At 66.2% G+C, this 25,653-nt stretch carries 20 protein-coding genes; 6 read left to right on the forward strand and 14 right to left on the reverse strand.

Annotated elements, in window-relative coordinates:
- Window positions 1–77: 77 nt before the first annotated feature.
- From RFM98_RS05475 to RFM98_RS05490, 4 genes are all read left to right on the forward strand, one after another.
- Entirely contained in the window at window positions 78–545 is a 468-nt protein-coding gene (locus RFM98_RS05475; protein WP_320307876.1) for a 6,7-dimethyl-8-ribityllumazine synthase, read from the forward strand.
- A gap of 142 nt (window positions 546–687) precedes the next feature.
- Entirely contained in the window at window positions 688–1,752 is a 1,065-nt protein-coding gene (fba, locus tag RFM98_RS05480) for a class II fructose-bisphosphate aldolase (protein ID WP_320307877.1), read from the forward strand.
- 136 nt (window positions 1,753–1,888) lie between these two features.
- On the forward strand, window positions 1,889–2,047 hold the full coding sequence (locus tag RFM98_RS05485; RefSeq protein WP_320307878.1) for a peptide ABC transporter permease: 159 nt from the start codon (window positions 1,889–1,891) through the stop codon (window positions 2,045–2,047).
- Window positions 2,048–2,115: 68 nt separating this feature from the next.
- Entirely contained in the window at window positions 2,116–2,841 is a 726-nt protein-coding gene (locus tag RFM98_RS05490) for an MgtC/SapB family protein (RefSeq protein WP_320307879.1), read from the forward strand.
- 15 nt (window positions 2,842–2,856) lie between these two features.
- Here the strand turns inward: RFM98_RS05490 and RFM98_RS05495 are convergent, their stop codons facing one another.
- The 14 genes from RFM98_RS05495 to RFM98_RS05560 form a co-directional block, all read right to left on the reverse strand.
- On the reverse strand, window positions 2,857–4,092 hold the full coding sequence (locus RFM98_RS05495) for a VWA domain-containing protein (RefSeq protein ID WP_320307880.1): 1,236 nt from the start codon (window positions 4,090–4,092) through the stop codon (window positions 2,857–2,859).
- Window positions 4,085–6,343, reverse strand: coding sequence for a DUF5682 family protein (locus RFM98_RS05500; protein ID WP_320307881.1), 2,259 nt, complete (start codon window positions 6,341–6,343; stop codon window positions 4,085–4,087). The genes RFM98_RS05495 and RFM98_RS05500 overlap by 8 nt, the downstream gene beginning before the upstream one ends.
- A 3-nt stretch (window positions 6,344–6,346) precedes the next feature.
- On the reverse strand, window positions 6,347–7,426 hold the full coding sequence (locus tag RFM98_RS05505; RefSeq protein WP_320307882.1) for an ATP-binding protein: 1,080 nt from the start codon (window positions 7,424–7,426) through the stop codon (window positions 6,347–6,349).
- Window positions 7,427–7,445: 19 nt separating this feature from the next.
- Window positions 7,446–8,879, reverse strand: coding sequence for a DUF5691 domain-containing protein (locus RFM98_RS05510; RefSeq protein ID WP_320307883.1), 1,434 nt, complete (start codon window positions 8,877–8,879; stop codon window positions 7,446–7,448).
- The gene (locus RFM98_RS05515) at window positions 8,876–10,261 is read right to left on the reverse strand and encodes an SWIM zinc finger family protein (RefSeq protein ID WP_320307884.1); all 1,386 of its coding nucleotides are present in this window, start codon (window positions 10,259–10,261) and stop codon (window positions 8,876–8,878) included. The genes RFM98_RS05510 and RFM98_RS05515 overlap by 4 nt, the downstream gene beginning before the upstream one ends.
- A gap of 145 nt (window positions 10,262–10,406) precedes the next feature.
- Complete coding sequence (locus RFM98_RS05520) at window positions 10,407–11,117, reverse strand: ABC transporter ATP-binding protein (protein ID WP_320307885.1); 711 nt, start codon at window positions 11,115–11,117, stop codon at window positions 10,407–10,409.
- Window positions 11,114–12,832, reverse strand: a complete 1,719-nt coding sequence (locus RFM98_RS05525) for a branched-chain amino acid ABC transporter ATP-binding protein/permease (RefSeq protein ID WP_320307886.1) — start codon at window positions 12,830–12,832, stop codon at window positions 11,114–11,116. The genes RFM98_RS05520 and RFM98_RS05525 overlap by 4 nt, the downstream gene beginning before the upstream one ends.
- The gene (locus RFM98_RS05530; RefSeq protein WP_320307887.1) at window positions 12,819–13,688 is read right to left on the reverse strand and encodes a branched-chain amino acid ABC transporter permease; all 870 of its coding nucleotides are present in this window, start codon (window positions 13,686–13,688) and stop codon (window positions 12,819–12,821) included. Before RFM98_RS05530 ends, RFM98_RS05525 begins: the two co-directional genes overlap by 14 nt.
- Window positions 13,689–13,814: 126 nt before the next feature.
- Window positions 13,815–14,999 carry an ABC transporter substrate-binding protein gene (locus RFM98_RS05535; protein ID WP_320307888.1) on the reverse strand — a complete coding sequence of 395 codons (1,185 nt, stop codon included), beginning with the start codon at window positions 14,997–14,999 and terminating at the stop codon, window positions 13,815–13,817.
- Window positions 15,000–15,035: 36 nt separating this feature from the next.
- On the reverse strand, window positions 15,036–16,112 hold the full coding sequence (locus RFM98_RS05540) for a CobW family GTP-binding protein (protein WP_320307889.1): 1,077 nt from the start codon (window positions 16,110–16,112) through the stop codon (window positions 15,036–15,038).
- Window positions 16,099–17,763 (reverse strand): amidohydrolase, encoded by a 1,665-nt coding sequence (locus RFM98_RS05545; protein ID WP_320307890.1) that lies wholly within the window; start codon window positions 17,761–17,763, stop codon window positions 16,099–16,101. The genes RFM98_RS05540 and RFM98_RS05545 overlap by 14 nt, the downstream gene beginning before the upstream one ends.
- A 66-nt stretch (window positions 17,764–17,829) precedes the next feature.
- Window positions 17,830–18,600, reverse strand: a complete 771-nt coding sequence (locus RFM98_RS05550) for an SDR family NAD(P)-dependent oxidoreductase (protein WP_320307891.1) — start codon at window positions 18,598–18,600, stop codon at window positions 17,830–17,832.
- On the reverse strand, window positions 18,597–19,394 hold the full coding sequence (locus RFM98_RS05555; RefSeq protein WP_320307892.1) for an SDR family oxidoreductase: 798 nt from the start codon (window positions 19,392–19,394) through the stop codon (window positions 18,597–18,599). Before RFM98_RS05555 ends, RFM98_RS05550 begins: the two co-directional genes overlap by 4 nt.
- A gap of 3 nt (window positions 19,395–19,397) precedes the next feature.
- On the reverse strand, window positions 19,398–20,792 hold the full coding sequence (locus RFM98_RS05560) for a transaminase (protein WP_320307893.1): 1,395 nt from the start codon (window positions 20,790–20,792) through the stop codon (window positions 19,398–19,400).
- Window positions 20,793–20,951: 159 nt separating this feature from the next.
- Between RFM98_RS05560 and RFM98_RS05565 the strand changes: the two genes are divergently transcribed.
- Window positions 20,952–21,698 carry an IclR family transcriptional regulator gene (locus tag RFM98_RS05565; protein WP_320307894.1) on the forward strand — a complete coding sequence of 249 codons (747 nt, stop codon included), beginning with the start codon at window positions 20,952–20,954 and terminating at the stop codon, window positions 21,696–21,698.
- Window positions 21,699–22,129: 431 nt separating this feature from the next.
- Window positions 22,130–25,534: an acyl-[ACP]--phospholipid O-acyltransferase gene (locus RFM98_RS05570; RefSeq protein ID WP_320307895.1), complete on the forward strand. Its 3,405-nt coding sequence runs from the start codon at window positions 22,130–22,132 to the stop codon at window positions 25,532–25,534.
- Window positions 25,535–25,653: the final 119 nt, after the last annotated feature.

A 25,653-nucleotide genomic window follows, 5' to 3' on the forward strand; every position in this document is an offset into this window, starting at 1 on the left:
CAGAAGACGGTCCGCTCGCGCGGGCCGCATTTTGCGTCGTGCGTCCTGATTCTGGTTCGAAACGGAAGGAAGGACCCATGAATCAGCATTTCCCCAAAGACCAACCATACCGTCGCGTGGCCGTCATCCGGGCGCGTTGGCATGCCGACATCGTCGACCAGTGCGTGACGGCGTTCGAGGCGGAGCTTGCCGCGCTCGGCGGCTTCACCGTCGATGTCTTCGACGTGCCGGGAGCCTACGAGATCCCGTTGCACGCCAAGACGCTGGCCGAGACCGACCGCTATGCGGCGATCCTCGGCACCGCTTTCGTCGTCAATGGCGGCATCTATCGCCACGACTTCGTGGCGGGTGCCGTTCTGGATGGCATGATGAATGTGCAGCTTGCGACCGGCGTGCCGGTGCTGTCGGCCGTGCTGACGCCACACAACTACCATGACAGCGTCGAGCATCACCGCTTCTTCCACGAGCATTTCGAGGTCAAGGGCAAGGAAGCGGCGAGAGCCTGCTTCGAAATCCTTGCCGCGCGCGCACGCATCGCCGCCTGAGCCCGACCGGTGCGCCGGAACTAAACCGATTTGGATTTCAGGGCCGCAACGAGAGTGGTTGCGGTCCGTCGGAAATCCGGCCAGAAGCAAATGGGTTGGGCCTAGCCTGACCAGCCTGCAACCAAATACAGGAGACTATTGGGTGGCTCGCATCACACTGAGACAATTGCTCGACCATGCCGCCGAACACGGCTATGGCGTGCCGGCCTTCAACATGAACAACATGGAACAGGGCCTCGCCATCATGGAGGCGGCCGAGGAGACCAAGTCGCCGGTCATCCTGCAGGCCAGCCGCGGCGCGCGCGCCTACGCCAATGACGTGGTGCTGGCCAAGCTGATCGACGCGCTGGTCGAGATCCATCCCGACATCCCGGTCTGCATGCATCTCGACCACGGCAACAACGAAGCGACCTGCGTCACCGCGATCCAGTACGGCTTCACTTCGGTGATGATGGACGGCTCGCTGAAGGAAGACGGCAAGTCGCCGGCCGACTATCCCTATAATTCCGGCATCACGCGCCGCGTCGTCGACATGGCGCATTGGGGTGGCGTGTCGGTGGAAGGCGAGATCGGCGTGCTGGGCTCGCTGGAGAGCGGCGGCGGCGAGCAGGAAGACGGCCACGGCGTCGAAGGCGCGATCAGCCACGATCAGCTTTTGACCGACCCGGTGCAGGCTGAGCAGTTCGTGCGCGACACGCATGTCGATGCGCTGGCCGTTGCCATGGGCACCAGCCACGGCGCCTATAAATTCTCGCGCAAGCCGGACGGCGCGGTGCTGGCGATGAACGTGATCGAGGAGATCCACCGCCGTCTGCCCAACATGCATCTCGTCATGCACGGCTCGTCTTCGGTGCCGGAGGACCTGCAGGAGATCATCAACAAATATGGCGGCCAGATGAAGCCGACCTGGGGCGTGCCGGTGGAGGAAATCCAGCGTGGCATCAAGCACGGCGTGCGCAAGATCAACATCGACACCGACAACCGCATGGCGCTGACCGGCGCGATCCGCAAGGTGCTGACCGAGAATCCGTCGGAGTTCGACCCGCGCAAATATCTGACGCCAGCCATGGCGGCGATGAAGAAGCTCTGCAAGGAGCGCTTCGAGCAGTTCGGCACCGCCGGCAACGCGCCGAAGATCAAGCCGATCCCGTTGGCGGACATGGCCAAGCGCTACAAATCGGGCAGCCTGGATCCGAAATTCGGCTAACTGACAATTTCCCGCGACCGACCGAATCCGGTCGCGGGAACACTTTCAGCCGATAGGAATTCGGCGGAACCACACGCCGGCAGATCGGTTCCTGTTCTGATACCTCCCGCGCTCACCCGCTGGGAAGGAGCGCTTCATGAGCAAGGATCGCGACAGCGAAGGACCGGTCTTTTCAGGCCAGGACGCGCGACAGGGCGAGATCATCCTGCGCACGCGTACCCGCCGCATCATTTTCATCGCCGGGTTGGTCGGCATCATGGTGCTGGCGCTGATGGTCAGCCTCGCCGCGCATTGAAGGCGGTGCAGATGCCCGAGGCGTTGACCAGGGAACCATCCCCGGCTCTGATTGGTTGAACGTCTCAGATGTTCGAGCCGCTTTGCTGCGACATGCCGCTTCACCCGACCTGGCCGGATCTTGTCGGGCGACTGCTGCTGACATTGCTCGCCGGCTTCCTCATCGGCCTGAACCGGGAAGCCCGCGGTCATTCCGCCGGGCTGCGCACCACCATATTGGTCGGTTTGGCGGCTTGTGTGGCCATGGTTCAGGCCAACATGCTGCTCGATATCTCCGGCAAAGCGCCGGACTCTTTTGTGCGCATGGACGTGATGCGCTTCGCGCTCGGCGTGCTCACCGGCGTCGGCTTCATCGGCGGCGGCGCCATCCTGCGGCGCGGCGATCTGGTCACCGGGGTCACCACCGCCGCCACGATGTGGATCATGACGATGATCGGGCTGGCCTTCGGCGGCGGCCAGTTCGGCCTCGGCGGGATCGCAACGGTGCTGACCCTGGTGACGTTGCAGGCCCTGAAATGGGTCGATCTGAAGATCCCCCGCGACCACAAGGCGATCCTGTCGGTTTCATGGCCGAAGAACTCGCCGCCTGATCTCCAAGAGATGATACGACCACTCGGCTATGACGCGCGCTTCGTCGGCGTGGAGCACGATGCCGACCGCGACCGTTTCGTGTTTTCCTTCAATGTCCAATGGAGACAACCCGACGCGGTCGAACCTTCGACGGACGTCCTGGCGCTGGTCGGCGAGCACTGCGAAGTCGAGCGCTTCGAGGTGATCGGCGAAAAACCGTTCTGAGCGCAAGCGGCAGGTTTACTCGGCCGCGTTTGGCGTTTCGGCGTCCGCCCGGATGAGCTTGATGTCGGCTCCGGCCGCCCAGGCGCCGATGTCCTCGCGGCGCAGCGCCGCAGCCATCATGTCCGGAAAATGATCGGGCGTGCAGGCAAAGACGGGGATGCCCAGCGCCGCGACCGAACCGGCCATCGACGGATCGTAGCCCGGACGCCCCTGGTCGGTGAGCGCGAGCAGCACGATGACATTGACGCCCGAACGGACGAGCGCCGCCAGCCTTTGCAGAAGCTCCTTGCCGTTGCCGCCTTCGTAGAGGTCGGTGATCAGCACGAAATGCGCCTTGGTCGGCCGCTCGATGCGTTCGGCACAATAGGCGACCGCCTGGTTGATGTCGGTGCCGCCGCCGAGTTGGACGCCGAACAACACCTCTACCGGGTCGCTGAGCTCTTCCGTCAGGTCGACGATCGCGGTGTCGAAGCAGACGAGTTTCGTCCGCACCACCGGCAGCGAAGCCATCACCGCGGCGAAGATTGAGGCATAGATGACCGAGCTTGCCATCGAGCCGGACTGGTCGACGCAGAGCGTTACCTCGTCGAGATCGACCAGGCGGCGCTGGCGCCGCATGAAGCCGACCAGTCTTTCCGGCACGACGGTCTTGTGCTCCGGCTGGTAGTGGCGAAGGTTCGCCGTGATGGTGCGTGGCCAGTCAATGTCGCGTTGGCGCGGCCGGTTGGTGCGCCTGGAACGGTCGAGCGCGCCGCGGATCGCCTCGGCGGTCTTCTGCTCGAGGCGCTGCATCAGCTTGGCGACAATGTCGGAAATGATGGACCTGGCGATGTCCTTGGTCTTGTCCGGCATTGCCGAGCGCAACGAGATCAGGTCGGCGACGAGATTGACGTCGGCCTCGATCGCCTTGAGGAATTCCGGCTCCATCAGCATCTGCTTCAGGTTCAGGCGCTCGAAGGCGTCCTTCTGCACGACCTGGACGACCTGCTCGGGGAAGAAGGAGCGGATGTCGCCCATCCATTGCGCGACGCGCGGCGCCGAGCGGCCGAGCCCGCCGCGCCGCTTGCGCGGGTCGCCGGCGGTGTCGCCGCTGCCGTCGCCATAGAGCGCGTCGAGCGCCGCCGATAGGCGCCGGTCCTCAGCCGACAGCGCCGATGATGTCGCGTCGTCGGCGCCGATCGCCAGCCGCCAGCGGCGCTCCCTGTTGTCTCCGGTCGGATCGAGCTCCGGCCCGGTGGCTTCATCAACCATGGCTGGCCTCCCCCGCGAGCAATTTGCCGAGAAGAGCGAAATGCCTGCGCCACGCCGCGCCACCGTCAGGCGCGGGCGTAAGCCCGGCGGGCAGGCTCGCTCTCTTGCCGAGCACGGCCTCGATCAGCCGCCGGCGCTCCATGCTGTCGAGATTGGAAAAGACGCGGCGCAGTAGCGGCAGATGCGCCACGAAAGCCTCCTCGTCGAGCGACCCCAGCCAGGCATCGACGGCGCCGCGCAAGCCTTCGTCATAGATCAGCCGCTGGCCGGCGCCGCTGAAAAAACCTTCGAAGAAGGCGGCGGCATCGAGAACAGGCGTTCCAGGCGACAGGCGCCTTGCCAGAAGATCGGCGGTCGCCTCTGCGGAGAGCCGCCCCGCCTCGTAGAGCAGATGCGCGGCGCAGCCGGCGACCAGCGCCGTCGAGCGAGACGAATCGAGCACGGCCGCCAGCCCGTTACGCCAGGCTTCCAGCACGTGTTCGTCCGGCTCGACCAGCTTGATCGCCTCGTCGGCCTTGCGCAACGCGCCCATCAGCGCGGCGGCGACCTGCGCATCGAGATCGCGCGCCGCGTAAGGCAGCGCGATGGAACCCTCGATGATCAGCCGCTCCAGCAGGCCGGCGAGCCGCTCCGTCTCGGTCTTGCGCGCTTCGCCGTAGCGGATGATGTCGGCCAGCGGCGGCACCGAGGCCAACAGCTCCAGGCACTCGCTGCTGTGCGCGGCCCTTTCCTCAAGCGCGGTAAGGCCGGCAGCGGATGCTTCGCTCAACGCCGCCGTGATCGCGCTCTGGACCAGCGTGGCCAGAGCGTCGAGTGTCGCAGCGGCGCCGATCATCTGGATCAGGCGGCCATTGGCGGCCTTCTCGATGGTCGGGCCATAGACCAGGTTTTCGACCAAGCGGACGGCGTATTCCGGCTGCCAGGCCAGCATCCAACGCTCGCGGAACGTGCCGCGGCTGCGCCCGACATCCGTCAGCCTGCCCCAGCTGACGCCGAGTACGTTCAGCCGGTGCAGCAATGTCGAGCGAAACAGTCCGCTCTCGCTGCGGAGGTCGACCGAAAGCTCCCGCTCCAGCGCTTCAGGTTTCAGCCGCGCGGCCTTCTGGTTGCGCTGCAAATCGTCGATCAGCGGCGCAAGCGGCGTGTCGGGCGGGATCTCGCCGACATCGGCGCCGAGCAGCAGCTCAGCCTCGACCATCTTCCACAGCAAGGCCTCACCGTTGAAGAGCGCCGAGATCGAAGCGTCGCGCAATTCCTCGAAGCCCGGCTTCGGCCGCTCGCGGATGGCGGCGAGCGCGCGCGCCAGACGCTCCGCCTCGATCAGGGAGGCGATGGAAATCATGTGGCCCTTGGCCCGCAGCACCGAGGCGATCCGCGCCAGCCACAGGATAGAGGCATCGTCCTGCCCGCGCGTCTGCCACAGATGCTTGCACCATCCAGGCGCGACGACGCCGGCGCCATAGCCGTAACCCAGCGCCAGGCGCGGTGCGGTCCATGGCGCGAAAGTCATCGTGGTCTTGCGCCGGCCGATGCCCCTCAGCAGCGCCTGGTCGCTCTTTTGCGTGTGCGCCGCTTGCAAAGCCGGCACATGCCAGGCACCGCAAACGACCGCCAGCGGCCCGTCGAACTCTTTTCGCGCGGCGGCGATCTCAAGGCGCATATGCGCCTCGCGCATCGCCTCGAATTTGCCGATCGCGCCCTCGCCGTCGCGCAGCGTCGTCATCGCGTCGGCGATGGCCGCGAAGATCGGGCCGGGTTCGGGATTCTGCTCGATGATGTCAGACCACCAGCTCTCGCCATCCTCATAGCCCGCGGCGCGCGCCAGAGTGCCTATCGGATCCTGGATGCGCGTGGGCTCTTCGCCCTGCTCTTCCGTGGGCTCTGCTTCGCCGGCATCAGTGTCGGTCGAACCTTCAGCCGTCTTCTCGGCGAGCCGCGCGGCCGACGGCAGATCGATGAAGCGCAACGCCGCCTTGTTGGCGACGGCCCATAACGCCGCCTGATATTCCGGCGAGAACTCGGCGAAGGGCCAGAAGCTGGTCTCAGCAGGGTCGTCTTCCGGGTAGCAAAGCAGCGCCACCGGTGGCTTCATGTCGGGACTGGCGAGCAGCGGCAGCAGCGGCGAGGCATCGACCGGCCCTTCGATCAACACGGCGACGGGCTGCAATTCCTGCAACGCCTTGACCAGGCTCTCGGCGGAGCCCGGCCCGTGATGGCGAATGCCGAAATAGCTGATGCCGCCTTGCGTCATGGTTCAGATGGCCGCGTTGAGCGCCGCGTAATAGCCGGCATAGTCCGGACGCTTCTTCAGCACCGTCTCCAGATATTCCTCCAGCACCACCTTGTCCTGCACCGGGTCCTTGACGATCGCGCCGACGAGGCTCGGCGCCAGACCTCCGGCGTGGAGCTTGCCATCGTCGAACCATGCCGCCTGGCTGAGGCCGCTGACCATCGTGGCGATCGCTTCGGCGGTGGAGAGCGAGCCCGACGGCGTCTTCAGCGTTACCTTGCCGTCCGCGGTCGAGCCGGAACGCAGCTCGCGGAAAATGGTGAGCACGCGGGCGATCTCCTCGCCGACATTCTTCGGCACTGGCAGGTCCAGCCCGCCGGCCATCTCGCCGACGCGCCGGGAAACGATCGAAACTTCTTCCGCCATGTCGTCCGGCAAAGGCAGCACCACGACGTTGAAGCGCCGCTTCAGCGCCGAGGAGAGCTCGTTGACGCCCTTGTCGCGATTGTTGGCGGTGGCGACGATGTTGAAGCCGCGCTGCGCGTAGATCGAGGTGTTCAGCTCCGGCACCGGCATCATCTTTTCCGACAGCACGGTGATCAGCGTGTCCTGCACGTCGGAGCCCATGCGGGTCAGCTCTTCCAGGCGGCAGAGCTTGCCTTCCTGCATGGCGCGGTAGAGCGGCGTCGGCACCAGCGCCTCCTGGCTCGGCCCCTTTGCCAAAAGCTGGGCATAGTTCCAGCCATAGCGGATCTGGTTCTCGTCGGTGCCGGCGGTGCACTGCACGACCAGCGTTGAATTGCCCATGATGGCGCCGGCGAGATGCTCCGACACCCAGGATTTTGCCGTTCCGGGAACGCCGAGCAGAAGCAGCGCCCGGTCGGTCGCAAGCGTGGCGACCGCCGTTTCCATCAATTGCCGGCGGCCAACATATTTCGGCGAAATCACCGTGCCGTCGCTTGCCTTGCCGCCCATCAGATAGGTCAGCACGGCCTTGGGCGACAGACTCCAGCCGGCTGGCTTCTGGCGGTCGTCGCCGCGCGCGAGCGCCTGCAATTCGGCGGCATAGACTTGTTCGGCGGGAAGGCGGATGGCTGCGTTCATGCGATCATCTCCGGATTGATCATCTGTCGGATTGGGAAGGGTTTTCGGTCAGCGCCGCGTTGAGCCGCAGCAGGCTGAGCGATGGCGAAGCCGGCGGCAGGCCGGCGGCGACGACCTCGTCGATGAACCGCGCAGCTGCAGGCGCGGTGGCCAGATAGCCGATCGTTTCGACGACATCCTCGGCTGCCCGTCGCGGCGGATCTTCCTTTGCAGAGATGCCGTCGCGGAGGACGGCGAGGAAGCGTCCGTTTGAAAGGTCGTCCCAGCCCAGCCAGCCGGCCTCGATGCCCTGCGCCTGGCCGAGCGCGGCGGGAAACTGCGCGTCCTTGACGATCTGGCGAATGAGGGCGCGCTGGCGGCCGCCGTCGAGGCGCGGTGCCAGATGCAGCACCAAGAGCGCCGGCTTACCGCCCGCTGCGACAAGTGTGTCGGCCATATGCGCAACTACTGCATCGCTGCCCGAGGCGGCGACCATGCGCGAGAGAAGGATGTCGGCATTGTTGTCGGTGCCGAACTGCCAGCCGGTGATGAAGTCGATCTCCGTCACGCCAAAGCGGGCAGCCAAATCGACCAGGTTGCAGAGTTCGAACAGCTCGGCGCGGCGCTGCTCTTGCGCATGCGATTTGGTTTTCGCCGGGCCGAAAGTCGTGCGGCGGCGGATGAAGCCAGCTTTGCCTTCCTCGATGAAACCGGCGAGTTCCGCCACGGGGACATCCGCGCCGCCTTCGCCGTGCTGGCCGAGCATCGCCAGCATGCGGCCAGCCAGCTCACGGACCTTGGGAGAGCGATCGGTGGCGAGGCTTTTCAGGAAGGGCGCGTCGTCCGGGCCGAGGCCGATGCGGATGAGCTCGACCAGCGGCAGCCTGACCTCGGCCGTTTCCGCCGGCCCCTTGGCCTCGATCAGCAGCCTGGCCACCGCCGGTTCGATCCTGCGCATCCCCGCCAGCGCGACGCGCCGCGCGGCCGGATAGAACTCGGCCCAGTTCTGCAAGGTGAGCTTCTCATGCGAGAGCCGTTCCTCTTCGGCGCTCGCCTGCCAGTCGATCCAGGGCGCGTAAACGTCCGGGGCGGTCTGGTCGGATGCGGCGGGCATCCAGTCCATCGGATGGGAGACGAAGCCGCGGCTGGCGATCAGCTTGACGACCTGCGCCTTGCGCCTCGCATCGGCGGCTTGCTTCAGCGCGGCCCGCAGCGGCGGGCGCAGCCGATCGGGAAGCATCGGCAAAGCCAGCACCGGCAGCGGCGGACGGCGCTTCAAAGCTTTCGGCGCCGCAGGGCGAAGCGCTACATCGAGCGCCTGCGCGGCGATGGCCAACAGACGCCGCTCCTGCTCGTCGGGGCTGGAAGCCGCGGCGACCTCCTTCCATTCAGCGGGAGCAAGCTCGAAAGCGGCGCCGCCAGAAATCCAACCGTCGCGCAACCGTGCAAGCCCTGCCTGATCGAGTTCGTTCATGACAGGTCGAGCCTCCCGATGCTGCTTTGCGACGCCAGAAGCTCGAGCCTGGCGCCGTTCCAGAGTGCCGCCGTCGTCGTGAGATCGAGGCCGAGCAAAGTCTGGTTGACGGAGCCTGCGACAGGCAGGGCCATACCATGCGGATCGTTCGCCGCTTGCCACCAGGCGCTATCCTTTTCGTCCAGCGCGATCACGCCGGCCGGCAGGATGACAGGGCAATCGGCAAGCCATGGTGCGCCATCCTGGAAAGCGGCGTAAGCGGCCAGCGGATCGCCGGCCGTGTCCGGCGCGAAGGAAGGCCAACTGCCCGGCGCCGCATCGCCCAGCCGTTCCGCGACCAGCGCCCGCAGCGGATTGCGTGACGGATAAAACACCAGCCTCGCCTTGAAGCGGTCCCCCGGCGCGAAAGCGCCGGACCGCCGCCCTGCCGAGGCCGGGAAGAAATCGAGCAGCACGGCAAATCGCGGCACCGCGTTCTTCAGATCGAGCAGCCAGGTTGCGTGGCTGACCAAGCCGTCGCGGCGCGTCTCGATCTTCTCGCCGAGCACCTCCCAGTCGCTCTCGACCGGGACCGCATCAGGATTGGCGAGGATCTGGTCGCGCGTCTCCGATGTCGAGACCTGGCGCTTCAGCTCGGCATCGTCGGGCGCCGCGCGCCAGGCCTTGGCGAGCAGCACCAGCTTGCCCAATTCGCGGATCGCGGCGTCCGGCCGCTCTTCGCTGCGCAGCGCCATCAGCCGCGCCGGCAATTCGTCGATGCGGCCGGCCAGCGCCGTCGCCTTCAGATCGACAAGCCGTGCCGCGATGCGGCGGCAGCGCTCGCTCGAGGCATCGACAAAGCCGGCAAGACCGAGGCGCAGCTGGTCGGCGATCCACTGGTCGAGCTCGTCGAGCGCGGCGGAAACCGCGCTGCGCGTGTCCTCCGCCCGCTTGCGCTGCGCCGCCTCGCGGCGTTCGGCAGCGGCGTCCTCGACCGGCGCGCTTTCCGCGGGCCGCGACGCCTCGTTGATGCTTTTGCCTTCAGAGTTGGCCGTCGCTTGCATCGGAGATTGGCCGGGCTTGCGGCGCCGGCCGAGCCAGTCGTTGACCCAGTCGGGCGTCTGGTCGACGCGCGCGAAGCTGGCCGGCGCGGTGGCGCCGATCCAGGCCAGCGCCAATATGTGCTTGCACGGAAATTTTCGTGAGGGACAGGTGCATTTATAGCCGTGATCGGAGGTATCGAATGCAACCCGATAGGGATTCGAGCCGGAGCCCTGGCATTCACCCCAGATCAACGGCAGCTGCTCATGCGCCTCAAGCCGGGGCCAATTCGACCGTTTGGTCAGCTTGGCGGCGGCGCCAAGCGAGGCCTGATCGGGGGCCAAAGCCTCGATTGTTTTCAAATCCAGCTGCAAGCCGCGCGCCTCTCACCACCCCGAAGCATGATTTCGCGACGATTGATAGCCGTTTGCGGCGCGCTGGTGTAGCTCCAGCCGCCGCAAAATCGAGACATTGTCTAACGTTGCGTTGCTCTCCTGACAGTACCGGTCAGGCCGGCACAGCGCTTTCCGCCCCCAGATAAAGCCGATGCAGCTCATCCGGCGATTGCCGAAGCTTCGCGCAGTCGCCGTCGTAGACCACCCGGCCGCGGCGCATGACGTAGGCGCGGTTGCCGATCGACAGTGCCAACGCGGCGAACTGCTCGACCAGCACGACGGCCAGACCGTCATCGGCGAGCTTGCGCACGGCCGTCATCAGCCGCGTGACGATGACCGGGGCGAGACCGGCCGACATCTCGTCGATCAGCAGCACCTTCGGCCGGGTGAGGAGCGCCCGCGCGATCACCAGCATCTGCTGCTCGCCGCCGGAAAGCAGGCTCGCTTTCACGGCGTGGCGCTGCACCAGTTCGGGGAACAGCGCATAGGCTTCCGCGATGTCGGCGCCGGGATGCAGGCTGACGCGCAAATTCTCTTCTGTCGTGAGCTGGCGGAAGACGGTGCGGCCTTGCTCGACATGGGCAAGCCCTTCGCGCGAACGGGCGCCCGGCCGCGCGTTCTGGAGCTCGCGGCCATCAATGGCGATGGTGCCTCCGGCAACCGGGATGATGCCCGACAGGCCTTCGAGCAACGTCGTCTTGCCGGCGCCGTTGGTGCCGAGCACGACGCTGATCGCACCGCTCTCGGCGACGAGATCGACCGAGGTGACGACAGGCAGCTCGGCGCGGTTGATCGACAGGTTGGAAACGACGAGCCTGCTCATGCCGCCACGCTCTCTTCCTCGATGCCGAGATAAGCTTTCTTGACCGCGCGCTCGTCGAGCACCTTGGCCGGCGGTCCGGAGGCGATGACCTGGCCGAAATCGAGCACGGTAACCTCCGAGCAGACCGCCCGCACCAGGTCCATGTCGTGCTCGACCAGCAGCACCGCCGAGCCGAACAACCTTGGGATCTCGGCGATACGCTGGCCGAGCCGCAGCGTTTCCTCATGCGACTGGCCGGCGGCTGGCTCGTCGAGCAGCACCACGGCCGGTCGAGCGGCGACAACGCCGGCGACGTCGAGCAGCCGCCTGGTGCCGGCATCGACCGTAGCAACCAGCGTGTCGGGACGCGGACAGTCCAGCCAGTCGAGCACCGCCTTGGTCTCGTTCGCCGACAGGCCCTTGGCGGCTAAAGCCAGATAGCCGCCCACGGTGAGGTCCGGCGCGATGCGGTTGGTCTGCCAGGTGCGGCGCACGCCTTCGCGGGCGCGCTGATGCGCCGGCACGCCTTCGAGAGGCTCGCCTCCCAGCTGCACACTGCCCTGATAGGAAGACAGGAAGCCGGCGACCGCATCGATGAAGGTCGACTTGCCGGCGCCGTTCGGGCCGATCAGTCCAGCCACCGTGCCGGCGGCAACGCTCAGGCTGACATTGTTCAGCGCGACCACGCTGCCATAGCGGACTGTCAGGCCCTCGATGGTGAGCGCCGGGCCGGCGGGGCGCTCGACTGCTGCCGGCAATTCCGAGGCAGACGCGGCAGCCACTTTCGGCGCGCGGGCCGGCAGCAGCTTGCGAAACTGGCGCCGGAAGGTTTCGCTCATCGTCTCGCCGGTCGATAGCGCCTGGGTGGCGCCGATGGCGAACAGAACGTTGCCGATGTCCTGCGGCCAGTCGAGCCGACGCAGGATTTCGGGGAACATGACGACCAGCAGGCCGCCGATGATCGCGCCCTCGGCAAAATGCGCGCCGGTCATCACCGACACCGCATAGAGCGAGAGCGACTGCATCATGCCGAAATTCTCGGCGACCAGCGTGCCGAGATAGCCTGCGAGCAGGCCGCCGGAAATGCCGGCGACGAAGGCGCTCAGCGCGAAGGCCGAGAGCTTGGCAGTGGCGATGCTGACGCCGTGCGCGGCGGCGGCGCGCTCCGAGTGACGCACGGCCAACCAGGATCCGCCGAGCCGCGAGCGGCCGATGATTTCGAACGCCACGGCGATCGCCACATAGAAGATCAGCACGAAAACGAAATAGCCCTCGTCGCTGTCGAACAGTTCCGGCCTCGGCACCTGCAGGAAGTCGGTCTGGCCGGGATAGGTCATGGTGGCCAGGATGGTGTCGAAGGCGGTGGCGAAAGAGAGCGTGACGATGGCGAGGTTGATGCCGCGCAACCTCAGTGCCGGCAGGCCGATGGCAACGCCGAACGGCACCGCCGCAAGGCCGCCGACCAGGATCCATATGGCCAAGCCGCCCGGCGCCTCGGCGAGATTGAGATAGCCGACCGTCCAGGCGCCGACGCCGGCGAAGGACATCTGGCAGAGCGCGATCATGCCGGTGCGGCCGGCAACGAGACCGAGGCTCTGCAAGGCGACGCCGGTAATCAGCACCGAGGTTGCAAGGAACACCCAATAGGACGGCAGCAGGCCCACATATGCCACGCCGCCGGCGATGAGCGCCAGGACGATGAGGATCAACGAGGCTCTCAGACTAGCGCGCTTCATCCCAGCGGGCCTCCCGCTGCGACCAGAGGAGAACGGCGAGTACCACCAGGAACGGGATGGCGCTGCGATACTGGCTGACGCTGTCGATGGAGCTTGCCAGCCCTTCGACGATGCCGAGCGCAATGCCGCCGGCCAGCGTCCACCAGAAGCTGCGGAAGACGCCGATGAGCGCCGCGGCGAGCGCCGGTACCACGAGCAGGCTGAGCGTCATGAAGTTCGGCGAGCGCTGCGGCGCGATGATCATCAGCGCGAAGGTGGTGAAGGCGCCCGTCATGCCCCACACCAACAGCGACAGGAGCTGCACGCGCACGCCGAGCAGCTCCGCCGCCATCGGCCGGTCGGCCAGCGCCCGCAGATTGAGGCCGACCTTGGTCCGGTTGAGGAAGAGGTCGGAGAGGACGGTGAACAGCACCGCCAGACCGATGGTGAGCACCGAGGCGATGGTTACTTCGACGCCTGCCAGGCGGAAAGCTGAGCCGGGGAACAGATCCGGCATATTGTGCGGATGCTGGCCGCCGGTGAGGCGCAGCCCGACGGCGATCAGCCCGACCAGCAGCGCCACCGTCACCGCCGCCTTGGTCGAGGCGCCGGCCTCGCCGAACCATCTGGTCATGATATAGCCGATAGCCACGCCGGTCAGCGTGCCCGCCGCGATGCCCGCCAGCACCGACGGCCAGATGGGGAAGCCGGCCTCGAAGAGCGCGATCAGCACGAAAGTGCCGGCGGCGCCGATCGCGGCCCCGGTGAAGTTCACCACGGCGACGAGCCGATAGGTGAAGACGGCGCAGACGCCGAGCAGGGCATAGGTGCCCCCGGCCGTCAGTCCCGCCACGGCGGATGTGAGCAATGCGTTCATTTTTTCCCAATCTGGAAAGGGCCTATCGAGGTCGGCGCCGCCCCTCATTGTCCTGCCGGACATTTCTCCCCGTGAACGGGGAGAAAGAAGCTGGGTGCAAGAGCGGCGCCGACGCCCGGGAGGATCTTACTTGGCCTGAGGCAGCACGACCCAGTCCGGCGTCTCGACTTTCCAGCCGCCGTTTTCGAGCTTCATCACCTTGGTGGCCTGCATCGGCGAATGCGTCTTGGCCTTGCCGAACACGTAAGGCCAGCCGGCCAGCGGGTTGGTGAGCGGCTGCATGTCGTGCAGTGCCTTGGCGACGCTTTCGCGCGTGACCTCGCCGTCGATCGAGGCGACCACCTTGAGGAACAGCTCGGCGGCCAGATAGCCACCCTGCGAGAAGGCGGTCAGCGGCCGGTTCGCCTTCTGCATGTCGGCAATCCACTCTGCGTTGGCGGCCGAGTTCTTCTCGGTGAAGGGCTCCCACTCGGTGCCGACGTAGATCGGCTGCTTGGTGTCGGCCAGCGCCTTGGCGACCTGCTCGGTGTAGCCGGGCGCCAGGAACAGCCAGTTGATGCCGGTGATCTTCTGGGCATCGACGGTCTTGATCAGCTGCACCACCTGCGGCTCGACCTGGTTGGTCAGCACCGCGTCGCAGCCGGCGTCACGCGCCTTGATGACATAGGGCGTAAGATCGCCCTGGAAGGGCAGCGTCAAGTCGATCAGATGAATCTTCTGGCCGCTGATCTTCTCCCAATTCTCGATCGCCTTCTTGTAGGCCTCCTGGGTGCCGCCGATGATGATGAAGAAGGCGCAGAGCTTCTTCGTCTTCAGCTCGTTGGTGGCGTAGTAAGCCATCGCAGTCGACAGCGTGTATGGGCCGACATTGACGGGCGCGACGTTGGGCGAGGAGAAGCAGGCGGCGTCGACGCCGAGACCCTGAACCGAAAGGATCTTCTTGCGGCTGTAGGTGGCGGAGTTGACCGCGCAGTCGAGAAGGCTGGCGGAGCCGACCAGCGCCACTGCCTCCTTGTTGTCGATCAGGTCGCGCGCGGCTTGTGCCGCGACTGCCGGGTCGGCCTTGTCGTCGGCGATGGTGTAGTCGATCTTGCAGCCATTGATACCGCCGGCCGCGTTGACCGCGTCGAAGGCAGCCTGGGTTGCCTTCGGCACTTCCGAGAAATCGGCCGGGCCGGTGATGGTCGACACGGCGCCGACCTTGATGGCGCCGTCCTTGCAGGTCGGACCGGCGGCGGAGGCGGTGCCGGCCATGGCCGCAAACCCTATGCCGGCAAGTGCTGCCGCGAGCAGTCTCGATTTCCAATGCATGTTCACTCTCCCATTTTTGTCATGCGTTATTCGGTTTCAGGCGGCGGCGAGCGCCGGCGAGGCGATGCTGGCGGCATCGATTGCCGCGAACTTCACCAGCGTGCGGGCGATGGTCTCGCGCTCGATGTTGCGGACGATGAACACCAGGCGGGTGCGGTGGTCCTCCGACGGCCAGCGGTCAAGCCGCGCCGGCGGATGGAAGACATGCTGGACGCCATGCAGCACCAGCGGCCGTTCCGGCTCGTCCGTGACATGCACCAGGCCCTTGAGGCGCAGCAGGTCCTCGCCCTTCAGCGCCGCGACATAGTCGAGCCAGCGGGCAAAGCCGCCCCCCACGACCGGCTTGTCGATGATGAAGGCGAAGGACCGGATGCCGTGATGATGATCGTGACCATGGTGGCAGTCCGGTCCGCAGCCATGGTCGTGATGCGCGACGGCTTCGAGCCGCATGGCGATCCGGGTCACATCGGCCGCCGCATCGGAAGGCCGGCTTGCAAGCAGATCGACGTCTAGTTCGCCATTGCGGGCAACGACCTGCTCGACAGTCGGCGCGAGATGCCGCAACCGCTGCCGAAGATCGCGGAGCTCCTTATCCGGGACCAGATCGGTCTTGGTGATCAGCAGCCGGTCGGCGACCGCCACCTGCTTCGCCGCTTCAGAATGACGGGCGAGCGTGGCGGCGCCATTCACCGCGTCGACGGTGGTGACGACATCACCGATGCGAAAGCGAGCCATAAGCTCAGCTTCGGCCATCAGCGTATGCAGGATCGGCGCCGGGTCGGCGAGACCAGTCGTTTCGATGATCACTTGGCTGAGCGGCGGCGTTTCGCCGGCCTGGCTCTTGCGGCCGAGTTCCTTCAGCGTGGCGACCAGATCGCCGCGCACGGTGCAGCAGACGCAGCCATTGTCGAGCAGCGTGAACTGCTCTTCGCTGGCCTCGATCAGCAAATGATCGAGCCCGACCGCGCCGAACTCGTTGACGATGACGGCGGCACCTGCCAGCGACGGCTGGCGCAACAGGCGGTTGAGCACGGTCGTCTTGCCGCTGCCCAGGAAGCCGGTGAGGATCGTCACCGGGATCCCGGCGTCGCTTACAGGATCAGGCGCGCTCATAAACCACCCTCCCCTCGAAATACGTTGTCAGCACCTTGGTGTCGGCGAGGTCCTCGGCCGGTGTCTCCAGCACGTTGCGATCGAGCACGATGAGGTCGGCCGACTTGCCGATCTCGATCGAGCCGACCGTGTCGGCAAGGCCGATGGCGCGGGCCGAGTTAATGGTGAAAATTTCCAGCGCGGTGGCGACGTCGATCGCCTGCTCCGGCCAAAGCGACGCGCCCGGAAACTCGCCGCTCGGGTTGCGGCGCGTCACCAGACCTTCGATGCCGTCCCACGGATCGGGGTTCGGCATGACCGGCCAGTCGGAACCGCCGGCCAGCAGCGCGCCGGCGGCGAGCAGGTCCCTGTTCGGCCAGAAGCGCAGCGCGCGCGCCTCGCCCATGGTCTGCTTGTGGCCTTCGAGGAAGCTCGTCGGATACCACAGGAAGGGCGAGAGATCGGCGACAACGCCGAGCTCGGCGAAGCGGGCGATGTCGTCCGGCGCGATGTAGCTCGCATGCGCGATGTGGTGCTTAAGCTCGGTTGGACCGTTGAAGGAACGTACGACGTCGATCGCGTCGAGCGCCTGGCTGACGGCGGCATCGCCGGCGCAGTGGATCTTCACGCCAAGGCCGAGCTTCTCGCATTTGCCGACCCAGCGGATCAGCTCCGGCACGGTGACGATGGTCGAGCCGCGGAAGCAGCAGCCGAGCACCGGATCCTTGGTGTAGGGCTCGTGGAAGGCGGCGGTGCGGGCGCCCGGCACGCCGTCGAGAAAGATCTTGACGAAATCCGGCTTCGCATGAACGCCGCGATATTGCTCGCGCAGGGCGATCAGCTCGTCGCCGGCAATGCCGAACATGAAAGACGGTTCCACAGCAGGCATGGCCGAGACCGACCAGGCAGTGAGCTCGCCGCGGTCGTCGAGGCCTTTCAGGGCCGCGAGGATCGGCTGCATGGCGGCGGCGTCGAGGAAGGCGGTGACGCCGTAGGAGTTGAGCGTCGCGATCGAGCGCGCCATCGCCGCGCGGTCCATCTCCTCAGTGTAATGGCCGGATTGCGCGATGGTCCGCTCGACGATGCCGGCGGCGGATTCGATCATCATGCCGGTCAGCGCGCCGGTCGCCGCGTCGCGGCCGATCGAGCCTTTCTCCGGATCGGGCGACGAAGCGGAAAGCCCGGCCAAGCCAAGCGCTTCCGAATTGATCCACCGATTGTGATAGGTGTCGTCGCGCAGCATCACCGGCCGGCCCTGGCTGACCCGGTCGAGCGCCGCCAGCGCCTCCAGCCGGTTGAGCTTCGGCAGCAAGTCGCTGCCCCATTGTCCGCCGATGATCCAGGATCCTTCCGGCGCCTTGGCCACCGCCTCGCCGACGCGCGCGATCAGTGTCTCGAAACTCGCGGTCGGCGGAAAGCGCAATTCGAAGAGCTCGGCCTGGCCGCCCATCATCAGGTGCGCATGCACGTCGACGATGCCCGGCATCATCATCGCGCCCTCGAGGTTGACGACGCGGGTGGGAGTGCCCGTCAGCGCGGCGACGTCAGCGCCATCGCCGACCGCGATGATGCGGCCGCCCTTGACGGCAACGGCCGAGGCCCAGGGCCGCTTGCGGTCGAGCGTGTAGATGCGGCCATTGGTGAAAACCAGGTCGGCATTTCTGTCGGGCATTCTCTCTCCTCCTCTCCCGTCCGTCGGCGCCTCCACGCCGGCCGAACGGGCCAACTTCAGATCACGTCACACCGCTCTGTTCTGCGTCGGCGCGCGGCCGCCGCCATCCGCCACCAGCACCGCGCCGGTGACGAAGGACGCTTCGTCGGACGCAAGGAACAGGCAGCAGGAGGCGATCTCTTGCGGCTCGGCGACGCGGCGCAGCGCGATGCGATTGGTCAGCGCCTTGAATTCCTCCTCCGGCGTCGAGCCGGCGGCGGCTGCCGCCACTTTCATCTCGTAGGCGCTCATCGGCGTGCGCACCCAGCCGGGCGCCACGGCGTTGGCGCGGATGCCGTCGGGGCCGTGGGCGAAGGCGAGCGTGCGGGTGTAGGAAACGAGTGCGGCCTTGCTCGCCGAATAGGCGGCGTTCTGGGCGCTGGCGTTGAAGGCGCCGACCGAGGCGATGTTGACGATCGCGCCGCCGCGCGCCTTCAGCAGCGGCAGTGCGGTGCGGCAGACCATCATGGCGCCAGTGACGTTGACGGCAAAGCTCTTCGCCCAGATCTCGTCGCTCAGCGTTTCCGGCTCGTCGAGGATCATCACGCCGGCGGCGTTGACGACGATGTCGAGGCGGCCGTCGCAGGCATCGATGGCGCGCGCGATATCGCCGGCGTTGGTGATGTCGCCACGCACGGCGATGCCGCCGCTAGCCTTGGCCGCTTCGTCCAGCATCTCCCCGCCGTGACCGAAGGCGATGATTTTTGCGCCGTGGCGGCCGAACAGCTCGGCGGTGGCACGGCCCATGCCGGTGGCGGCGCCCGTCACCAGGGCCGTGCGGCCTTCGAGGCGGCTCATGCGAGCCCCCAGTGCCGCTCGACGGCGTAGCCGGTCTCCGGCAGGGTCGAGCCGCCGTCGACGACGATGGTCTGGCCTGTGGTGTATTTCGCCTGTTCGGAGGCGAGGTAAAGCATGGCATAGGCGATGTCGTCGGCCTCGCCGAGATGGCCCACGGGAATGAATTGTCCGAGCCTGTCTGCCACTTCCGACTTGCTCATCGTGCCGCGCCCGGGCTTGGCGATGAAACCCGGCTCGACGCCGTTGACGGTGATGCCGTCGCGCGCGAACTCGAACGCCGCACCACGAATGAACGCATTGACGCCAGCCTTGGCCGCCGAATAGTGCGCGCCGCCGGCCATGGCGACCCGCGCCGAGACCGACGAGGTGACGAGGATGCGGCCGAAGCGGTTGGCGCGCATCGCCGGGGCTGCCGCTTGCGCCAACCAGAAGCAGGCTTTGAGGTTGATCGCCAGCGCCTCTTCGAGCTTGTCCTCGTCGAGCTCCTCGACCGAGGCCCAGGGGCAGCCGCCGGCGTTGTGCACGACGATATCGAGCCGCCCAGCCTCGCGCACGATATCGCCGACGAGAGCATGCAGCGCCGCGCGGTCGAGCCCGGCGAGCGCAACGGCGCGGACGGAGAGGCCGCGCGCCGACAGTTCGCCCGCAAGCGCCTCGGCGACATCGAGCGTTCGATTGGCGATGACCACCGAAGCGCCGGCCTCGGCAAGGCGCGTGACGATGGCAGCGCCGATGCCACGCCCACCGCCGGTCACCAGGGCTGTCCTGCCCGCGAGATCGAACGGGTTCGCCATTTCTCAGACGACGCCCGCGCCACGGACGAGATCGACGAAACGGCCGAAGACTTTCGAGTGGCGGTCGACATCGGCGGGTGACGTCGCCGGGCACATCAGGAACATGGTGTGGAACGGCGTCACCAGTATGCCTTCGTTCATGTAGAAGGCGTGCAGCAGCGTCTCGAGGTCGCCGCGCCGGCCGGCTATGACGTCGGCGCCGTTGCGCGGCGGGTTCGGCATGAACATGATCTCGGCGCGGGCGCCTGTCTGCGTCACATGCCATGGCAGGCTGTTGGCACGGATGATGCTCCAGGCGGCCTCGGCCAGCCGCGTGGCGTTGGCGATCATCAGTTCGAAATTGGCCGGCGTCAGCACCTCTTCCAGCACCGCGCGCATGGTGGCGATGGTGAGCGCGTTGCCGGCCAGCGTGCCGCCGATGCCGAGATGCGCCGACTGGCGCACGCGCGGATTGACCATGGGCACGATTTTCCAAAGCCGCTCGGCGATTTCCCGCGAGACGCCGAAGATGCCGGCAGGAATACCGCCGGCGATCGCCTTGCCGGCGACCAGCATGTCCGGCTCCAGACCGTGCAGCGCCGTGTAACCGCCGGGGCCGCTGGAGATGGTGTGCGTCTCGTCGATGATCAGCACCGTTCCGGTGCGGCGCGTGATCTCGCGCAGTGCCGTGTGAAAACCCTCGGCGACCGGGATCATGCCGAAATTGGTCATCAGCGGCTCGGTCAGCACACAGGCGATGTCGCCATGCGACAGCGCTTCTTCCAACGCCGCGACGTCGTTGAATTCGACCACCCTGGAGACGGCCGAATGATCGACGCCGTTCGGATGGATCATGTTGCGCATGCCGACCTTGCCGTCGCGAATCTCGACATGCGCCTCTTCGACACCGCCGTGATAGCAGCCGGAAAAGACCAGCACTTTCGGGCGGCCGGTGATCATGCGCGCAATACGGATGGCACCGCGATTGGCGTCGGTGGCCGAAGTGGTCAGCGTCCAGTAAGGCAGGCCGAAGCGGCGCGTGAGCTCGGCGCCGACCCGGAGGCTGTCCTCGGTGGGCAGCATCATGGTGGTACCGTTCTGCAATTGGAGCAGTGCCGCGCGCGTCACCGCCTCGGGAGCGTGGCCGCACATGCCGCCGGTGTCGCCAAGCGCGAAATCGACATAGTCGTGCCCGTCGATGTCCCGGATATGCGCGCCGCTCGCCGAAGCGGCATACACCGGAAAGCCGCCGGCCCAGCGGCGCATCCAGTGTGACGGTCCGCCATAGAGGAAGTGCTTCCTGCCCTCCTCCCAGGCCACGGCCGACCGCGGATGCGTGTCGAGGAACCGCGCCTGCTCGCGGTCAAGCAGGTCTTCGATCGTTGCGGGTTGCAATGCAGTCTTGCTGGCGGCCGTCACGGCGCTGAGTTCTCCCTGGCGCGCCAAACTTCCGGGGCGCCAACCGTTCCCAAGATGGTTCACTATTTGAACCGGTGTTTTGTATGTTATAGGCACACTGAAGGCAGGAATGGCGCCTGTCAAGTTAATTCACATGCGAAGTATCTCGGAGAATGGACGATGAGCACGGTGGGCAAGGCGGTGTCGCTGCTGGAGCAGTTCACGCTTCACGAGCCGGAGATCGGCCTGTCCGATCTCGCTCGCCGCGCCGGCCTCGACAAGGCGACCGCCAGGCGCCTTTTGATGGCGCTTGCCGCGCACCGGCTGATCGAGCAGGAGCCGCGGAGCCGCCGCTACCGGCTGGGCGCCGGCCTGTCGCGGCTCGCCCGCATCCGCGACGCGCATTTTCCCTTCGTGCGCCTCGCCGCGCCCGTCATCCGCGAGTTGTCGCTCGAAACCGGCGAGACTGTGCATCTGTCGGAATTCAGCGCCGGCGCGCTGCTCACGCTCCATGTCGAGCTGTCGGCCAAGGCCAACCGCGTCAATGTCGATGTCGGCCAGGTGCTGCCGCTGCATGGGACGGCGTCGGGCATCGCCTTCCTTGCCGCATCACGCCTGGAAGCGGTCGGCGCCTATCTCGAAAAGCCATTGCAGGCCTTCACCTCGTTCACGATGACCCGGCCGGACGAGCTGGTGAAAGCAATTGCGCTTGCCGCTTCGCGCGGCTATTCGCGCAGCTCCCAGGGCTATGAGGAAGGCGTGCATAGCATCGGTGCCGCGATCCTCGGCGCCGACGGCCAGCCGATCGGGACGCTGGCGGTGGCCTCGCCCGTCTCGCGTGTCGACGACGCAACGGCGGCCGGACAAGGCGAGGCGGCGGTCAAGGCGGCAAGCATGATCTCGGCCCGGCTGACCGGCGAGGCTTGAGGCGCCCACCGGCGCTCGAAGCCGCCGGGCCCCTGCCTTTGGTCGTTTTCAACCTACGCGTTCGGTTTGTGAACATCGTTCATTTTTGCCTTGAACGCCGTTCATAACGTGCTATGATGCGCTTATGAACAATGTTCAAGCCGATTGTATCCGGCCTGAAACAAGCCTGCGCCGAGCCACACCAACCCTGAAACGAAAGGATCATATCGATGTTCGCCGACAGCCATGCCCGCAAATATTCGAGCGCCTGGAAAAACTGGAGACCAATCGCGGACGACAGATGCGGGGCACCTAGAACAAGAAACAAGTGGATTGGAATCAATCGCAGTAACGAAGTTTAACCGCTTGCCGATACAACGAGGCTCAAACCGCGCAAGTGTCCGTCCAATTCCAATTGAATCTCCGGACGGCCTTGCCCAATGGAAATTGCCATGAACACCCATCTCATGATGTCGCGGCGCTTCGCGCCTCTCTTCTGGACGCAATTCCTCTCGGCCTTCAACGACAATTTCCTGAAGAACACACTGGTGTTCCTCATTCTCTTCACGCTGGCGAAGGATCAGGCCGCGTCGCTGGTGACGCTGGCCGGCGCCGTGTTCATGGCGCCCTTCCTGCTGCTGTCAGCACTTGGCGGCGAGATCGCCGACCGCTTCGACAAGGCGCTGATCGCACGCCGGCTGAAATTCACCGAGATCGCCGCGGCGGCGGTCGCCGTCGTCGGCATCGCGCTGTCGTCGATCCCGGTGCTGATGACGGCGCTGTTGATGTTCGGCATCATTTCGGCGCTGTTCGGGCCGATCAAATACGGCATCCTGCCGGATCACCTGGAACGCAAGGAACTGCCCAAGGCCAACGCCTGGATCGAGTCGGCGACCTTTGCCGCCATTCTCGGCGGCACCATCGCCGGCGGCGTCGTCTCCGCCGACGGCATCGGCGTTTGGGTATTCGGGCCGATCATGATGGCTTTGGCCGTCGGCTGCTGGTTCGTCAGCCGCTACATCCCTTCCACAGGCTCAGCCGCCCCGAACCTTGTCATCGACAAGAACATCTTCCGTTCGACCTGGCGGCAAGTCAGCGAGTTGCGCACCGACACGCGCATCTGGCGCGCCGGCCTGATGACCTCGTGGTTCTGGCTGGTCGGCGCCATCGTGCTTTCGATCCTGCCGGCAATGATCAAGGGTTCGCTCGGCGGCAACGAGATCGCGGTCACCGCCTATCTCGCCGTGTTCGCCGTCTCGATCGCCATCGGCTCGGCGATCGCCGCCTGGATGTCGCAAGGGCGCATGGTGCTTCTGCCCGCGCCGGTCGGCACGGCGCTGCTCGCGCTGTTCGGCCTGCACCTTGCCTGGACCATCTGGAGCATGCAGCCTTCGCCGAAGGCCGAGACGCTTACGATCTTCTTCGCCGGGCCGAACACCATCCGCGTCGCCATCGACCTCGCCGGCATGGCCATCGCGGCCGCCTTCCTCGTGGTGCCGACCTTCGCCGCCGTGCAGGCCTGGTCGCCTGAGGCGCGCCGCGCCCGCGTCGTTGCCGCGGTCAGCATCGTCAATGCCGGCTTTATGACGATTGGCGGCATCCTCGTCGCGGCGATCCAGGCGGCGGGCGTTTCGATCGGCGGCATCCTGTTCGGCCTCGTCGCGGCCAATGCCGTCGCCGCCTGGTTGATGCTGAAATTCCTGCCGACCAATCCCTTCCGCGATTTCGTCTCGATCCTGTTTCGCGCCTTCCTGCGCCTGGAGGTCGAGGGGCTCGACAATCTCAAGGCAGCCGGCAAGGCGCCGATCCTGGCGCTCAACCATGTCAGCTTCCTGGACGGCCCGCTGGCGCTGACGCTGACCGACGAGGAGCCGGTCTTCGCCATCGACTACACGATCGCCCAGGCCTGGTGGATGAAGCCGTTCATGAAGCTTGCCCGCGCGCTGCCGCTCAATCCGGCGAAACCTATGTCGACGCGCACGCTGATCAAAATCGTGCAGGGCGGCGATCCGCTGGTCATCTTCCCGGAGGGACGCATCACCGTCACCGGCGGCCTGATGAAGGTCTATGACGGCGCCGCCATGGTCGCCGACAAGACCAGCTCGATGGTGGTGCCGGTGCGCATCGAGGGGCTGGAGAAGAGCTATTTCTCGCGGCTGAGCTCGCAGCATGTGCGCCGCCGCCTGTTCCCGAAGGTCAAGGTGACCATACTGGAGCCGGTGAAGCTCGAAGTGCCGCAGGAGCTGAAGGGCCGCCAGCGCCGCGCCGCGGCGGGCTCCGCCCTCTATCAGGTAATGTCGGACCTGGTCTTCCGCACCCAGGACATCGACAAGACCGTGCTTCAGAAGATCATCGAGACGGCCAACGAGCGTGGCATGAAAGAGCTCGCCGTGCAGGATCCGGTCACCGGCTCGCTGAGCTACGGCAAGCTGCTCACCGCCGCCGCGGTGCTCGGCGAGAAGTTCGAGTATCTCTATGCCGGCCAGCAGACGCTGGGCATCATGCTGCCCAATGCCAACGGCTCGTGCGCGACGCTGCTCGGTGTGATGTCGGCCGGCAAGGTGCCGGCGATGATCAACTTCACCGCGGGCGCCGCGAACATCGTCTCTGCCTGCAAGGCCGCCGAGGTACGCACCGTGCTCACCTCCCGCGCCTTCGTCGAACAGGCGAAGCTCGGGCCGATGGTCGAGGAGATCGGCAGGTCGGTCGACATCGTCTGGCTCGACGATCTGCGCGCCACGATCGGCCTCAAGGACAAGCTGCTCGGTCTATTGCGCAGGGCAACGCCACGGGTGGCGCGGAAGGCGGATGACGCGGCGGCGATCCTGTTCACTTCGGGCTCGGAAGGCACACCCAAGGGCGTGGTGCTGACCCACCGCAACATCCTGGCCAACGCCGCCCAGGCCGCCTCGCGCATCGACTTCCACTCGGGCGACAAGGTGTTCAACGTGCTGCCGATCTTCCACTCCTTCGGCATGACGGCGGGCACGGTGCTGCCGCTGATCTCGGGCGTGCCGGTCTATTTCTACCCTTCGCCGCTGCACTATCGCATCGTGCCGGAACTGATCTATGCGTCGAACGCGACGATCATTTTCGGCACCGATACGTTCCTCGCCGGCTATGCGCGCACCGCGCATCCCTACGATTTCCGCTCGGTGCGCTACTGCTTCGCCGGCGCCGAGCCGGTCAAGGCCGCAACGCGCACGACCTATATGGAGAAGTTCGGCCTGCGCATCCTGGAAGGCTACGGCGTGACCGAGACCGCGCCGGTGATCGCCATCAACACGCCGATGTACAACAGGTCGGGTAGCGTCGGTAAAATCATGCCCGGCATGGAGTATCGCCTGGAGCCGGTGCCTGGCGTCGACGAAGGCGGGCGGCTCTACGTGCGCGGCCCCAACGTCATGGCCGGCTATCTGCGCGCCGAGAATCCGGGCGTGATCGAGCCGCTTGCCGATGGCTGGCACGATACCGGCGACGTCGTCACCGTCGACGATGCGGGCTTCATCTCGATCCGCGGCCGCGCCAAGCGCTTTGCCAAGATCGGCGGCGAGATGATCTCGCTGGCGGCGGTCGAGGCGCTGGCCGGCGAATTGTGGAGAGGCTCGCTGTCGGCCGTCGCTACCTTGCCCGATGCCCGCAAGGGCGAGAAGCTGATCCTGATCACCGAGGCCTCCAACGCCACCCGCGCGGAGTTCCTCGCCTTCGCCAAGGCGAACGGCGCCATGGACCTGATGGTGCCGGCCGAAGTGCGCGTGGTGCCGAAAGTGCCGGTGCTCGGTTCCGGCAAGCTCGACTTCGCCGGCGTGACCCGGATGGTGCGCGGCGCCGAAGAGCTTAAGGTCAAGGCCGCCTGACCTAATCAACGAACGGGCCGGCGCGAAACGCCGGCCCTGTTCATTGCTCATCTCTGCCGTTGCGGCGGAGATGATTAGCATGTTAACTTCCTATCCGGTTGCATCGGCATTGCCGTTGC

The sequence above is a fragment of the Mesorhizobium australafricanum genome, from assembly GCF_033977265.1.
Classification (GTDB): domain Bacteria; phylum Pseudomonadota; class Alphaproteobacteria; order Rhizobiales; family Rhizobiaceae; genus Mesorhizobium; species Mesorhizobium australafricanum.

What these genes read in the sequence shown, in the direction of transcription:
- RFM98_RS05475 (WP_320307876.1), top strand. Translation starts at nt 78, where the DNA reads ATGAATCAGCATTTCCCCAAAGACCAACCATACCGTCGCGTGGCCGTC.
- RFM98_RS05485 (WP_320307878.1), top strand. Translation starts at nt 1,889, where the DNA reads ATGAGCAAGGATCGCGACAGCGAAGGACCGGTCTTTTCAGGCCAGGAC.
- RFM98_RS05490 (WP_320307879.1), top strand. Translation starts at nt 2,116, where the DNA reads ATGTTCGAGCCGCTTTGCTGCGACATGCCGCTTCACCCGACCTGGCCG.
- RFM98_RS05495 (WP_320307880.1), bottom strand. Translation starts at nt 4,092, where the DNA reads ATGGTTGATGAAGCCACCGGGCCGGAGCTCGATCCGACCGGAGACAAC.
- RFM98_RS05500 (WP_320307881.1), bottom strand. Translation starts at nt 6,343, where the DNA reads ATGACGCAAGGCGGCATCAGCTATTTCGGCATTCGCCATCACGGGCCG.
- RFM98_RS05505 (WP_320307882.1), bottom strand. Translation starts at nt 7,426, where the DNA reads ATGAACGCAGCCATCCGCCTTCCCGCCGAACAAGTCTATGCCGCCGAA.
- RFM98_RS05510 (WP_320307883.1), bottom strand. Translation starts at nt 8,879, where the DNA reads ATGAACGAACTCGATCAGGCAGGGCTTGCACGGTTGCGCGACGGTTGG.
- RFM98_RS05520 (WP_320307885.1), bottom strand. Translation starts at nt 11,117, where the DNA reads ATGAGCAGGCTCGTCGTTTCCAACCTGTCGATCAACCGCGCCGAGCTG.
- RFM98_RS05525 (WP_320307886.1), bottom strand. Translation starts at nt 12,832, where the DNA reads ATGAAGCGCGCTAGTCTGAGAGCCTCGTTGATCCTCATCGTCCTGGCG.
- RFM98_RS05530 (WP_320307887.1), bottom strand. Translation starts at nt 13,688, where the DNA reads ATGAACGCATTGCTCACATCCGCCGTGGCGGGACTGACGGCCGGGGGC.
- RFM98_RS05535 (WP_320307888.1), bottom strand. Translation starts at nt 14,999, where the DNA reads ATGCATTGGAAATCGAGACTGCTCGCGGCAGCACTTGCCGGCATAGGG.
- RFM98_RS05540 (WP_320307889.1), bottom strand. Translation starts at nt 16,112, where the DNA reads ATGAGCGCGCCTGATCCTGTAAGCGACGCCGGGATCCCGGTGACGATC.
- RFM98_RS05545 (WP_320307890.1), bottom strand. Translation starts at nt 17,763, where the DNA reads ATGCCCGACAGAAATGCCGACCTGGTTTTCACCAATGGCCGCATCTAC.
- RFM98_RS05550 (WP_320307891.1), bottom strand. Translation starts at nt 18,600, where the DNA reads ATGAGCCGCCTCGAAGGCCGCACGGCCCTGGTGACGGGCGCCGCCACC.
- RFM98_RS05555 (WP_320307892.1), bottom strand. Translation starts at nt 19,394, where the DNA reads ATGGCGAACCCGTTCGATCTCGCGGGCAGGACAGCCCTGGTGACCGGC.
- RFM98_RS05565 (WP_320307894.1), top strand. Translation starts at nt 20,952, where the DNA reads ATGAGCACGGTGGGCAAGGCGGTGTCGCTGCTGGAGCAGTTCACGCTT.
- RFM98_RS05570 (WP_320307895.1), top strand. Translation starts at nt 22,130, where the DNA reads ATGAACACCCATCTCATGATGTCGCGGCGCTTCGCGCCTCTCTTCTGG.